The following is a 13,356-nucleotide window of genomic DNA, read 5'->3' on the forward strand; positions in this document are numbered from 1 at the left end:
TAATCGCTTGCGCGCCCGAATTCGCAGTAAAAAGGGTGCCCACAGTGCCGGTGATTGTAGTATCCTTTGGGTTTGAAATGATATGGATCACGTTGCTTGATACAGGTTTGCGGATAATACAGCCAAGTGAGCCCCAGCGCGCTCCCTGCAAGCCACCACCAACGTGTTTTCATCCCGAAAAAAAAGACAATACAGGTAATGAAGCAGACCCAAACGGGCGATAAACTCGGCCACCATGGTAATGACAGCAAAGTCAGTGCCGCGGTAATCGTAAAGGTTAGCTTCATCGCGTAATTTCCAGGTAATATAAACAGGTATGCCCAAGAAGTTTTTTCAACGCTATATGCCAAAGCGGGAGGCATTGCGCGACAATAAGGCGCTGCGCGTATTTGGTAGCCTGTTGCATGATCCCAACCTGTGGTGTCTGAATCGGCGCTCGGCATCGGGTGCCTTTGCGGTGGGGCTGTTTATGGCGTTTGTCCCGCTTCCTAGCCAGATGATCATGGCCGCAGGCCTGGCCATTATGTTCGGCGTGAACCTGCCACTGGCCGTTGCCTTGGTATGGGTGAGCAACCCTATCACCATGCCAGTGTTGTTTTATCTCGCCTACAAGCTGGGGACTTGGATGCTAAACACAGCGCCCATTCCCTTTCACTTTGAGCTTTCATGGCACTATCTTGCCGAGCAAATGAGCCATATTGGCCCACCTTTTTTATTAGGGTGTATCACCAGTGGGCTCGTCTTCGCGATGATTGGTTATTTCAGTGTGCGCGGTATTTGGCGCTATTCGGTGGTAAGAAGCTGGCAAAAACGCAAACTTCGCTTGCCTAAAAAGATCAAACAAGCACTTCCCAAACCGAACAAACCATCATCCTAATGCGCATGTAGAGTAGCGCTGGGTGCGATGCTACGCAAGCGTGAGGCCAAGAAGGTGCGAGTGAGATGGAATAGCCGTTGATCCTTATACAATCGTTAACGCGCTTGAGCGAGACAGAATCAAAAAAGAGCCCGTTGAAAGCGAGCTCTTTTTTATGGCTATTGCGTATTACAGCGATGACACGTGATGCTATTTTGCACTGAGCACTGCAGCAGGCTGGAGCTGACAAGCGCGACGTGCCGGGTACCAGGCCGCCAGCAAGCTCAGAAGTATCGCCGTTATACTGACCAGCACCACGTCTGTGGCATGTAATTCACTGGGGAGAAAGTTGACGAAATACACATCACCAGACAAAAAACGATGACCGACCCAGGTCTCGACCTGAGACAAGATCGCGGTAAGATGACTGCCAAGCGCCACGCCCAATACACTGCCAATCGCGCTGCCTAACGCCCCAGAGAACAAGCCGTACCAGATAAATATGCGTCGAATCAGGCGATCATCGGCACCCATTGTACGCAAAATAGCAATGTCAGCGGCTCTATCTTTTACCGACATCATCAAGGTTGACACCACATTAAAACAGGCCACGCCAATCACCAGCACCATCACCAAATACATAATGGCTCGGACTAACTGGATATCGCGATATAAATAACCGAACTCGCCCGTCCAGTCCTTTAAATACACATACGTGGATAAGGTTTGCCCCACTTCTTGTACGATTTGTCGCGCTTGTAATACTGGAGAGACTTTCAACGAGACACCAGTCACCGCCTGATCCATTCCCATCAAGGCTTGAGCGTCTTGGAGCCGCATTAATGCCAGTGAATGGTCGATCTGTCCGCCTAGCTGTAATAGCCCTGCGACCTGCATTCGTACTCGTTTCGGCGCACGCAGGCTAAGGCTGCTATCTGTCGACGGCACCATCACCGTGAGCCAATCGCCCTGACTGACTCCAAGCTGAGAAGCAATACCTTGTCCCAAGACAATGCGCGATTGACCCGGTTGCAAACTTTCCCAACCGCCATCAATATAATCACCAATACGGCTAACCGTGCGCTCTGACGTGGGATCCACGGCACGAATTTGCGCAGGCTGTAACGCAGTGCCATGTTCCATCAGCACCGTGAGCTCTACATACGGCGCCGCCGCTTCCACGTTTGGATGCCGCTTACTTTGCGCTTGCACCTGCTGCCAGTTTTCAATCGGACCATTGACTCCAAACACCTGCCCATGAGGCACCACCGACAGCACGCGTTGATTCAACTCTCGCTCAAACCCGTTCATGGCCGATAACCCCACAATGATCACCATTACGCCCACCGCGATGCCAATGACCGACGAAAGCGAAATAAAGGAGACCAAGCGATTACGCTGCCGAGCACGACTAAAGCGCCGGCCTATCGCCAAGGATAGCGGTCTCATGATGCCTCCTGCACAACCAAGTGGCCATCTTGCATCATCAATTGGCGATCCAATTTCGCGGCCAGTTCACTATCATGGGTGACCACTAAAAACGCCGTCCCCTGTTTGGCATTCAGCTGACGCATCAAATCGTAGATCTCTAACGCCGTGGCGTGATCCAAGTTACCTGTCGGTTCGTCGGCCAATACCAACTTCGGCTCATTAACCAAGGCGCGCGCAATCGCCACACGTTGGCGCTCGCCACCAGACAATTCCGACGGACGATGACTGAGTCGATGCCCGACTCCCACCGCATCCAAGATCGCAGTCGCTTGTTTGGCTGCGGCTTTATGACGGGTTTTGTTGATCAGCAAAGGCATCATCACGTTTTCGAGCGCGGTGAAATCCGCTAACAAATGATGAAACTGATAAACAAATCCCAAGGTTTGATTACGCAGTGTCGCTTGTTGTGACGCCGACATCGCACTCACCAATGCATCCTCAATCCAGACATCCCCCTCGCTCGGCGCATCCAGCGTGCCAAGCGTGTGCAATAGCGTACTTTTTCCCGAGCCGGATGAACCCACAATCGCCACCAGCTCGCCCGACGCTATCGTCATTGACACCTGGTTTAACACACAGGTTGACTGCCCACCTTCTTGATAGGTTTTACTGACACGGTGACAGGACAACAAAGATTTACTCATAACGCAGTGCCTCAGCAGGGTGAACAGATGCCGCTTTAAATGCAGGGAATAAGGTTGCCAACACACTTAGCACAACCGCTAAGCCGAGTATCATGGCAACTTGAAACGGATTAACAACCACAGGCAACGCTAAACCGTTACCCAATAGACTCACGCCGAATATCGCCATGATTTCGTTGATATATGACGCAATCAATACACCAAGCACTCCCCCAATGGCAGCGCGACTAGGCCACTTAAACTACCTTGGGCGATAAAGACGACCACAATGTCTCTATCTTTCATGCCTAGGGTTTTTAAAATCGCGACCTCGGATTGTTTCTCCATCACCACCATAATCAGCGCGGAGATGATGTTAAATGCTGCCACCACAATGATCAGACTCAGCATCAAACTCATCATATTTTTTTCCATTTTTACCGCTTGAAAGAGCTCACCGCGCCAGCGTCGCCAATCGGTCCAGGTGGCAGGATCGGCCTTGGGTTTAAGCTGGGTAATCGCAAACGGATCATCTAAAAACAAGCGTAAGTCGTTCGCTTGGTTCGGGGCAATACCACTCAATTTGGCGACATCTTCAATGTTGGCCAGCATCAACTGACTATCAACATCGGTGCCAGTATGAAAAATCCCGCCCACGGTAAATAAACGTTGTGCCGGGATCCGACCGATGGGGGTAAAACGGCTGGCACTGGTGACCATGACTCGGACCGAATCTCCGACCCGTAATTGCAGCTCAGACGCCATGGCGCGCCCTATCATCACTTGATAACGCCCCGGACGCAGTGCCGAAATATCACCTTGCAAAAGGTGGGACGCAAGCGGCTCTGTCGCCGCCGGATCGATGCCTTCTAGCAAGCCTGCACTGAGGCCTTTACGGCTTTGAATCACCGCATCGGTGGTTTTTATCGGCGCAGTATCGACCACATGTGGCCACTGCTCTATGGTCGACGATATTGCTCCTGATTGGCCATTGGCGATAATCACATGGGGCAACACCCCTAAGATACGTCCTTTCAGTTGAGCTTCAAATCCATTCATCACCGATGACACCGTAATCAACGCCAATACACCGATCGCGATCCCCGCGGTAGACATCGACGAGACAAAACGCCCAAAGCGGTCGGCTGAACGGCCACGCAAATAGCGCAAGCCAATAAACACCGACAAAGGTTGATACATAGCACACCTAGCTCACTGTTTTGATTCGCTGCAAGCATACCTGTCCCAGTCAGGATCGCCAAGTTAACCGCCGCATTAACCTTATTCTGACCATCTAAACCCATGCCTTGAGATCGAGAAAGTCTCGCTAACCTTTACCTCTCGGTAAGGGTGCGTGATAATCATGAATACAACAGCAATGTAAAGGCACAGTGATGAGCCAAGACGAGTACTTTTCTGTGCGAGCGGCCATGCGGATTAATGTGGAGCCCCTCGCTGACAACCAACCGCAACCGGACGCGGATGGCTTTATGGCTGAGATCCCCGCTCCGTTTCGCTTGGCGAGCCAATGCGGTCAGCTCGATACCGACGTGGAAAAGGATTTACAATCAGTGGATCCTGATGACGCATCAGCCTTGTTCCGCATTTTGCAGACACAAAACGAAAAACTCACGTTGATGATGGGCTACATGCTCAGTCATGAAGATCAGCCCGAACATCGCTTTATTACCCATACGTTTGGAGCCAGTCGTTTTTCGTACCTGAGTCCATCTCCCCTAGAGCATGGGGTACACGCACGTGTAAAGCTTTTTCTTGACCATCCACCCACCGCCATTTATTGCTACGGCGTGGTGACTGATTGCGAACGTCACGATGACGACGAGAACAATCAACCTCATTATTTGATCCAAATCCAGTACACACGGTTATTGGAAGAAGACCAAGACACTCTCATTCGTGCCGCGTTGTATCATCAGCAAAAACTCTTAAGAAAACGCGCACGAGACCGAAAACAATCAAGCAGTTAAACTCATGACCCAACAACCGCTCTACGCTTTCACTCTACCCACAGGGCCCGGCGACGTTAAACACCTGGGTAACTTATCTGGGGCTGCGCTTCCGCTGGCGATTGCAACCTTAACCCAACAGCACGCTGGCCCCGTGTTTCTATTGGTTCCGGATAACCAAACCGCCGTCCGGTTACAACCAGCCATTCGCCAGTTTACTCAAGGCGAGTGTGATCTCTTTCCTGATTGGGAAACACTGCCTTACGACAGTTTCTCCCCTCATCAAGACATTATCTCAGCGCGCCTATCTTGCCTGTATCAACTGCCACATCAGCAAACCGGGGTATTAATCGCGCCGGCCAGTACCGCCCTGCAACGCGTCACGCCGAGACAGTTTTTACACCAACATGCATTAATGGTGAAACAAGGCGATATTCTTTCGCTTGAAAAGTTGCGCGATCAACTCACCGATGCCGGCTACCGCCATGTTGATCAAGTGATGGAACATGGTGAATTCGCCAGCCGCGGCTCCATTCTTGATTTATTCCCAATGGGCAGCGACGAACCCTATCGCATTGACTTTTTTGATGATGAAGTCGATACCATTCGTCAATTTGATCCGGAAAACCAGCGCTCAACCGGCGAACTGACCCAGATCCAATTGCTGCCAGCTCATGAGTTTCCAACTGATGATGCCGCCGTCGAATACTTTCGCGGCCGTTTCCGGGAACACTTTGATGCGCGCCGAGAGCCTGAGTCAATTTATCAGCAAGTCAGCAAAAAAACCTGGCCAGCGGGGATTGAGTATTGGCTACCGCTGTTTTTCGAGCAGACCGAAACCTTGTTCGATTATTTGCCTGAGAACACACTGGTCTTGTCGGTTGGTGATATCGATGCGGCGATCAGTCACTTTCAAGCGGATATCGCTAACCGTTATGATCAACGCCGTATTGACCCTCTTCGTCCATTGCTTCCCCCAGACGCGTTGTGGCTGAGCAAGGACACCCTGTTTGCAACGCTAAAGCAGTATCCACGGCTGAAGCTTGAAAGTGACAGCGTCACAGAAAAGGCCGGACGAGAAAACCTAGATATCTCGTCATTGCCGTCACTGACCGTCAATCACCAAGCGAAAGAGCCACTGGCTGCATTGCGCCAATTCAGTGAAACGTTTACTGGTAAAATCATTTTCTCTGTCGAATCAGAGGGCCGACGAGAAGCCTTACTGGATTTACTGAGCCGAGCCAAAATCCGCCCTATGGTCGCGGATGGTTTGCCCGAAGCCCTATCGCAGCCCGGTCGTTTTGGTTTAATCATCGGTCCGGTAGACCAAGGCTTTATCGATAACCCGCGCCAATTTGCCCTGATCTGTGAAAGCGACATGTTTGGCGAACGCGCCGTGCAACAACGTCGACGCGAGAAACGGAAACAAACCGTCAGTAATGATGCGGTGATCCGCAGTTTGGCAGAGCTAAAACCGGGACAAGCGGTGGTTCACCTCGAACACGGCATTGGCCGCTACCAAGGCTTACAAACCCTAGAAGCGGGTGGCTTAAAAACCGAATACATGACACTCGAATACCAGCAAGGGGCCAAGCTATATGTTCCCGTTGGGGCACTGCATTTAATTAGCCGGTATTCTGGCGGGGCCGAAGAAACCGCACCTATCCATAAGCTGGGCGGCGAAGCGTGGGAGAAAGCCCGTCGCCGTGCGGCAGAAAAAGTAGCGTGATGTCGCGGCGGAGCTGCTGGATGTCTATGCTAAACGCGAAACTAAGCCAGGTTTTGCTTTTACTCATGACAAAGAGGCTTATCAAACATTTCGGGCCACCTTCCCGTTTGAAGAAACCGCGGATCAGTCTCAAGCTATCAATGCGGTGTTATCCGACATGTCCCGCCCTATCGCCATGGATCGCTTGGTCTGCGGTGACGTTGGCTTTGGTAAAACGGAAGTGGCGATGCGGGCGACCTTCCTCGCCATTAATAATAGTAAACAAGTTGCCGTGTTAGTCCCGACCACCCTGCTTGCGCAACAGCACTTTGAAAACTTCCGCGACCGATTCGCTAACTTGCCAGTACGGGTGGAAGTGCTATCGCGCTTTAAATCCGCCAAAGAGCAAAAAGCGATTTTGGCCGATTGCGAAGCGGGGAAAGTCGACATACTCATCGGCACCCACAAGCTACTGCAATCAGATGTCAAAATACGGGACTTAGGCCTACTGATTGTTGACGAAGAACACCGTTTTGGCGTGCGTCAAAAAGAAAAGATCAAAGCCATGCGTGCCAATGTGGATATTCTCACGCTCACCGCGACGCCTATTCCACGGACCCTCAACATGGCGATGAGTGGCATGCGTGATCTGTCGATTATTGCCACCCCACCTTCACGACGCTTAGCCGTGAAAACCTTTGTCCGTGAGCGTGAAGACAACTTGATCAAAGAATCGCTACTGCGCGAAATCATGCGTGGAGGTCAAGTGTACTTTTTGCACAATGATATCGAAACCATAGAAAAAACGGCGAATGAAATCAGTGATATGATCCCCGAAGCTCGGGTTTCAGTGGCGCATGGACAAATGCGCGAGCGCGAACTGGAAAAAATCATGGGCGATTTCTATCACCAGAAATACAATGTGCTGGTGTGCACGACGATTATCGAAACGGGTATCGACATTCCCTCTGCCAACACCATTATTATTGATCGCGCCGATCACTTTGGTTTGGCGCAGCTTCATCAGTTGCGTGGACGCGTTGGACGCTCACACCACCAAGCCTATGCCTATCTGCTGACGCCACATCCCAAACGCATGACCAAAGATGCGGTCAAACGACTCGATGCGATCGCCGCGCTGGAAGATTTGGGGGCAGGTTTTACCCTCGCGACGCAAGATTTGGAAATTCGAGGTGCAGGCGAGTTATTGGGCGATGAGCAAAGTGGGCAAATTCAATCGATTGGCTTTACCCTCTACATGGATATGTTAGAACAAGCGGTTGAAGCTTTGAAAGAAGGCAAAGAGCCGAGTCTTGATGCTCTGCTCAATGAGCAGACCGATATTGAATTGCGATTACCTGCGTTGTTACCTGATGACTACATCCCGGACATTAATATGCGCCTATCGATGTACAAACGCATTGCCAGCGCCAAATCCAACGACGACATTAATGAGCTGCAAGTCGAGCTGATTGACCGCTTTGGATTACTGCCAGATGCGGCGAAAAACCTACTCCACATTCAGCAACTGAAAATACGTGCCGCGATCTTAGGAGTGAAAAAGATCGAGGCCAGTGAACGTGGCGGCTTAGTGGAGTTTCATGAAAACGCGCAAATTGATCCCGGATTTTTAGTGGGGCTGTTACAATCGCGCCCAGATAAATACAAATTCGACGGGCCAACCAAGATAAAGTTTGTGGAAACCCTCACCGACCGACGGGAGCGGATGAACTTTATTGATGAGCTGTTGACTCAGTTTGCAAGCCATCAGTTAGTCGCCTAGCGCGTTAAAAAACCCAATGAAAGGCGGCTGAGTAATACTCGTCGCCCTTCATGATAAATGGAGTAACCAGTGAGAAATCATCAACGTCCCGCTAAAGATTGGCGCTCAGCCACAGGCCTAAAAGGACTTGTGGTGTTATTACTGTTGTCATTAAGCCAACCGGTCTGGGCCAAGCGGCTTTATGATGTCGAATTAATCGTTTTCAAGCGCAACCAAGATTCCGCAAGCGTACAGGAAAATTGGCCATCGCAAGACAGCGAGAACACGGTAACCCGCGGCGTGCCCATCACCAATCAGCGCGCGTTGAAAGCGGCCGGGTTAACGCCATTATCACGCAACCAATGGCAACTTAACGACGCATACAGAAAGTTAGAAAATCATGCTGGCTTTACCCCGATGGTCCATGTGGCATGGCGCCAAGATGATAGCGGCCGAGCGGCGCTTCCTTTGCTACGGGTAATGGCTGGAAAAGACTATCGCGCGAGTTTTAACTCGGACGGCACGCCAATCCAAGCATCACCCAAGCCAGACGACACTACCAATGGCTTAACCAACAAGAACTGGGACGAGCAAAGCTTTTCCGAACCAGCGGCGCGACACCGATTATATGAGCTTGACGGAACGCTACGTGTCTACGTCCAGCATTATTTGTATGTTGAAGCAAATATGGTGTTACGCGAGCCGACTGAACGTCGCGCCTTAGTTGAAGACATTATTGATATGCCATTGCAACGATCCAACGCTAGCGCGAATCAAAATAACGATGTGCAAGTGGCGGGGCTGCAGAAAGTAGAAAAACAATACCATGTTGAACGTTACTTGCAGCCGTTTGCTTTTACCCACAAACGCCGTATGCGCAGCGGTGAAACACACTATCTCGATAACCCAATGATGGGAATGATTATTCAGGTACGCAAAGTCAATAACGGTTAATCGACAGTCGCTCATTGAAAGCAGTTCATCGAAAAAAACGCATTAAAAAGCCGGCACATCAAGCCGGCTTTTTTATTTTTACTTTCACACCCTGCAATCAGGCTATGATGACATTGGTTTCTATGACATTGGTTTCGATGACAAAGATTTCGCGCCACGTGTTTGAGGTTGGCCTGACTGACTGGCACCCGGTTTACCCGTATGGCGACGGTTTTTACCCATCGGTTTATGCCCTCGGGCTTTTTCGCCCGAACGCTGGCCATCTTGATATTGTTGTGGCTTCTTCGGTTTTTTCGGCGTTAGTGGGCGCGTATCTAATCGTGACTCCGGCAGTGGGTTAGCCATTGGGAATCCTTCTAAGCTAAGACGCGGCAACACTTGTTTGGTGAGTCGCTCAATCGCAAACAGATCTTTGGCTTCATCGGCACAGACTAACGAAATTGCATGCCCCACGGATCCGGCCCGTCCAGTACGGCCAATACGGTGGACATAATCTTCCGCGACATGAGGCAAATCAAAGTTAACCACTTGCGGGAGCTGGGCAATATCGATACCGCGCGCGGCAATATCGGTCGCAACAAGCACACGCACATCGCCGGTTTTGAATTGCTCTAACGCTTTGGTGCGCGCGCCTTGGCTTTTATTACCGTGAATCGCGGCAGCACTGACACCATAATCATCTAAATAACGCGATAGGCGATTGGCACCGTGCTTGGTTTTGCTAAAGACCAACACTTGTTGCCAGTTGTTGTCGGCAATTAACGATAAAAGCATCGGCGCTTTTTGCTTTTTATCGACAGGGTAAATGCACTGTTCGACACTGGTCGCGGCTTGGTTCGCCGGGTTGACCGAAATCTCTACCGGGTTGTTGACCATGCCTTTGGCCAGCTGACGGATTTCATCCGAGAAGGTCGCTGAGAACAATAAATTCTGACGTTTAGCAGGCAAGGCAGCCAAAATCTTACGGATATCACGAATAAAGCCCATATCCAGCATGCGATCGGCTTCATCCAGCACTAACACTTCAAGCTGTGAAAAGTTCACGGCATTCTGGTTATATAGATCCAATAAACGACCCGGCGTGGCAACGAGGACGTCCGCCCCTTTACGCAGTTTCATCATTTGCGGGTTTATCTTCACCCCGCCATACACTACCAGTGAGGTCAGTGGCGTGTACTGACTATATTGTTCAACGTTTTTATGTACTTGTGCAGCTAATTCACGCGTTGGCGTTAAAATCAGGGTACGAACGTGGTTTGGACGTGCCCGTTTACCCGCCTGCAAACGTTCTAAAATCGGTAACGTAAAACCCGCTGTCTTACCCGTTCCCGTTTGAGCTGCGGCCATGACATCTTGGCCTTTAATCACCGCCGGAATCGCTTTAGCCTGAATCGGTGATGGGGTGGTATAGCCTTGCTCTTGCACGGCTTTTAATAGTGGTGCAGATAGTCCTAAAGAGGAGAAACTCATCAATTGATCTCAATAAATAAAAAAATGTCGCCACGTGTAGACACCCTACCCGTCGCTTAAGGGCATGAATATCAATATCGTTGTATGAGGAAAACTCGGCGTTCAGGAGGGTTGCTCTAGAAGTGATATCAATAATCTCGATTGCGGTGCTATTGTGACGACTTTCGCCCTATTGAGCAACCATTATCGCATTCGCGCTGTCTTCAAAAAGAAAACCAGGGACAGGCCCCGGCTTCGATATGACGCGCTATCGTCTCTTAGTGCAGCTTCAGGCTTGGACGTAACACACGGTTAATGCGGCCGACCAACATCATCAACCCTGTTTTCACATAACCATGCAGGGCAATTTGATGCATCCGGTACAGAGAGATATAGACCATACGAGCAATACGGCCCTCAATCATCATCGAACCTTTGGTCAGGTTACCCATCAAGCTGCCCACGGTTGAAAACCGGCTGAGTGACACCAACGAGCCATGATCTTTAAACACATAAGGTTTTAATTCACGCCCGTTGATTTTCGCCACAATATTGCTAAAACACAGACTCGCCATTTGGTGCGCGGACTGCGCGCGCGGTGGCACTTTACTGCCATCTTCTTGCGTGCACGCCGCGCAATCACCGATCACGAAAACATCGTCATCTCGGGTCGTCTGTAGAGTGTTTTTCACCTCTAGCTGATTGATACGGTTCGTTTCTAAGCCTGCAATATCTTTCAGGAAGTCAGGCGCTTTAATCCCCGCCGCCCAGACCATAATATCGGCATGGATACGCTCACCCGATTTGGTTTCTAAACCGTCTTCATCGGCTTTTACTACAAAGGTATTGGTTTTCACTGTCACGCCTAGCTTTAGTAACTCTTGGTGCGCGGCGCTAGAAATTCGCGGCGGTAACGCTGGCAGGATTCTCTCGCCCGCTTCAACCAAAGTCACATTAAGTTTAGAGTTCTCCAGGTCACGGAAGCCATAGTTGCGCAGTTCTTTGATCGCGTTATGCAGTTCCGCCGACAATTCAACGCCTGTCGCTCCAGCCCCCACAATGGCAATATCTACACTGCCATCACCGTGTTTTGCGTGCAGGCGCATAAACTCGTTATTCATTTCACGGCGAAAACGGTGTGCCTGTTTCGGGTTATCCAGGAAGATACAATTATCACGTACCCCCGGGGTGTTGAAATCGTTAGAGGTCGAGCCAATCGCCATTACTAAGGTGTCATATTCAAGCTCACGCTCGGGCATTAGTAGCTCGTTATTCTCGTCATACATGGGTGCCAGGGTGATCACTTTACGTTCGCGATCAATGTCCCATAATGTGCCCATCTGAAAATCAAACCCATGATTTTTAGCATGAGCACGGTAGCTTAGCGCATCTACACCTTCATCCATCGAGCCTGTTGCCACTTCGTGCAGCAAGGGTTTCCATAAATGGCTACTGTTTTTATCTACTAGGGTGATCTCAGCACGGCGTTTGCGGCCTAACGTGCGGCCTAGCTTGGTAGCAAGCTCAAGCCCGCCTGCACCACCGCCGACAACGATAATTTTGGTCACTTCTACATCCTTACCTTAATTAAAAAACACTCGCTAGCCGCACGCGTGCCACTAGCTAAAATCGGTCTTTGTTCGTTACTTTCTCTATTTGTTAGTGGCACTTTCTATTCGTTAGTGACACTTTCTATTCGTTAGCGAATAACAACATAATCTATGTGAGTGAGTGCGTGTGTTTTTTTGCTGTGTAGTTCGTCAACACGCCCGCCTATTTTGCCGTAAAATGGCGGTCACTTCGACCCTTGTCTGTGCTTTATTAACGGAATAAATGTAGGAATATTACACCAGAAGCGCATCGCAAAGAACTTACCATGCGCTCGCCATGGAGAAAGTCATCGTTAGATAGACTGTTTTAAGTCGACTGTTTAAAGTGTGCAACCGCTTGTAGGTGCGTCGACAGGTTTTTAAATTTGTGGGTTTGTACTTCATCCCAACGCACAGGATAAAAAGGTGACAGAAGATGATAGCTACGCTGGCTGTCTAGCACGCCATCTTCACGTGATAGGATCACCATCGCCCGCTGTTGATTACGCTGACGAAAATCCGCCACGCATTTCGTCATAATATCCTCGTACTCTTCGGGACGATCGATCTTGCCCTGCATATTTTCCTGCGGATGCAGGTTGGGGTTGATCATAACCTGCTTTACCCCACACAAAAATCCAATGCGCTCTGACCAATACCCACCTAACCCGACACCACATATTAGCGGGTTGGGATCCTGGCTAGCATCAATCTGCGTTTGCACCTGTTTAAGTAAGTGCTGCATATCATGTTTGGGATGCATGGTGCTGTAATTAATGGTGCGGACATCGTCGTCAACAAATTGAAGTTGAAGCACCTTTTCGTGGTTGCCTGGGCTGGTGGCATCAAAGCCATGCAGATAGATGATCATAAGCGGTCCTTGCTGATTGCGCTAAGAAGGTAATGCCCTTTATCAATAGCATAGCTGCTTACACGCAAAAATGAGCAAGATCACCC

Annotated in this window: 9 protein-coding genes and 2 pseudogenes; 4 read left to right on the forward strand and 7 right to left on the reverse strand. The window is 50.1% G+C overall.

Annotated features, from left to right (window positions below; translation table 11 throughout):
• The coding region (locus DZ54_RS21700) for a hypothetical protein (RefSeq protein WP_205619403.1) at positions 1–287 on the reverse strand (287 nt) is incomplete at its 3' end.
• 29 nt (positions 288–316) lie between these two features.
• On the opposite strand from DZ54_RS21700, the gene DZ54_RS0113185 reads away from it, so the two are divergent.
• Positions 317–877 carry a DUF2062 domain-containing protein gene (locus DZ54_RS0113185; RefSeq protein ID WP_025674570.1) on the forward strand — a complete coding sequence of 187 codons (561 nt, stop codon included), beginning with the start codon at positions 317–319 and terminating at the stop codon, positions 875–877.
• 189 nt (positions 878–1,066) lie between these two features.
• Here DZ54_RS0113185 and lolE read toward each other — a convergent pair whose 3' ends face one another.
• From lolE to DZ54_RS21705, 3 genes and pseudogenes are all read right to left on the reverse strand, one after another.
• Positions 1,067–2,308, reverse strand: a complete 1,242-nt coding sequence (gene lolE / locus DZ54_RS0113190; RefSeq protein WP_025674572.1) for a lipoprotein-releasing ABC transporter permease subunit LolE — start codon at positions 2,306–2,308, stop codon at positions 1,067–1,069.
• Positions 2,302–2,991 carry a lipoprotein-releasing ABC transporter ATP-binding protein LolD gene (lolD, locus tag DZ54_RS0113195; protein WP_025674574.1) on the reverse strand — a complete coding sequence of 230 codons (690 nt, stop codon included), beginning with the start codon at positions 2,989–2,991 and terminating at the stop codon, positions 2,302–2,304. The genes lolE and lolD overlap by 7 nt, the downstream gene beginning before the upstream one ends.
• Positions 2,984–4,170 (reverse strand): annotated as a pseudogene (locus DZ54_RS21705) (lipoprotein-releasing ABC transporter permease subunit). The gene lolD and the pseudogene DZ54_RS21705 overlap by 8 nt, the downstream one beginning before the upstream one ends.
• 194 nt (positions 4,171–4,364) lie before the next feature.
• On the opposite strand from DZ54_RS21705, the gene DZ54_RS0113205 reads away from it, so the two are divergent.
• The 3 genes and pseudogenes from DZ54_RS0113205 to DZ54_RS0113215 all read left to right on the forward strand — a co-directional run bounded on the left by DZ54_RS0113205 (position 4,365) and on the right by DZ54_RS0113215 (position 9,361).
• Positions 4,365–4,958, forward strand: a complete 594-nt coding sequence (locus DZ54_RS0113205; protein WP_025674575.1) for a hypothetical protein — start codon at positions 4,365–4,367, stop codon at positions 4,956–4,958.
• Positions 4,959–4,962: 4 nt separating this feature from the next.
• Positions 4,963–8,428: pseudogene (gene mfd, locus DZ54_RS21710) on the forward strand (transcription-repair coupling factor).
• A 69-nt stretch (positions 8,429–8,497) separates the two neighbouring features.
• Positions 8,498–9,361 (forward strand): peptidoglycan binding protein CsiV, encoded by an 864-nt coding sequence (locus tag DZ54_RS0113215; protein WP_025674577.1) that lies wholly within the window; start codon positions 8,498–8,500, stop codon positions 9,359–9,361.
• Between the two features lie 120 nt (positions 9,362–9,481).
• On the opposite strand, the gene DZ54_RS0113220 is transcribed toward DZ54_RS0113215, so the two are convergent.
• The 3 genes from DZ54_RS0113220 to ycfP form a co-directional block, all read right to left on the reverse strand.
• On the reverse strand, positions 9,482–10,831 hold the full coding sequence (locus DZ54_RS0113220; protein ID WP_025674579.1) for a DEAD/DEAH box helicase: 1,350 nt from the start codon (positions 10,829–10,831) through the stop codon (positions 9,482–9,484).
• 257 nt (positions 10,832–11,088) lie between these two features.
• A complete protein-coding gene (locus tag DZ54_RS0113225; protein ID WP_025674581.1) occupies positions 11,089–12,378 on the reverse strand; it encodes an NAD(P)/FAD-dependent oxidoreductase in 1,290 nt (429 codons plus the stop codon).
• 349 nt (positions 12,379–12,727) lie between these two features.
• Positions 12,728–13,270, reverse strand: coding sequence for an alpha/beta hydrolase YcfP (ycfP, locus tag DZ54_RS0113230; RefSeq protein ID WP_025674583.1), 543 nt, complete (start codon positions 13,268–13,270; stop codon positions 12,728–12,730).
• Positions 13,271–13,356 lie beyond the last annotated feature (86 nt).

The organism is Salinivibrio socompensis S35 (genome assembly GCF_000513715.1).
GTDB classification, from domain to species: Bacteria; Pseudomonadota; Gammaproteobacteria; order Enterobacterales; family Vibrionaceae; genus Salinivibrio; species Salinivibrio socompensis.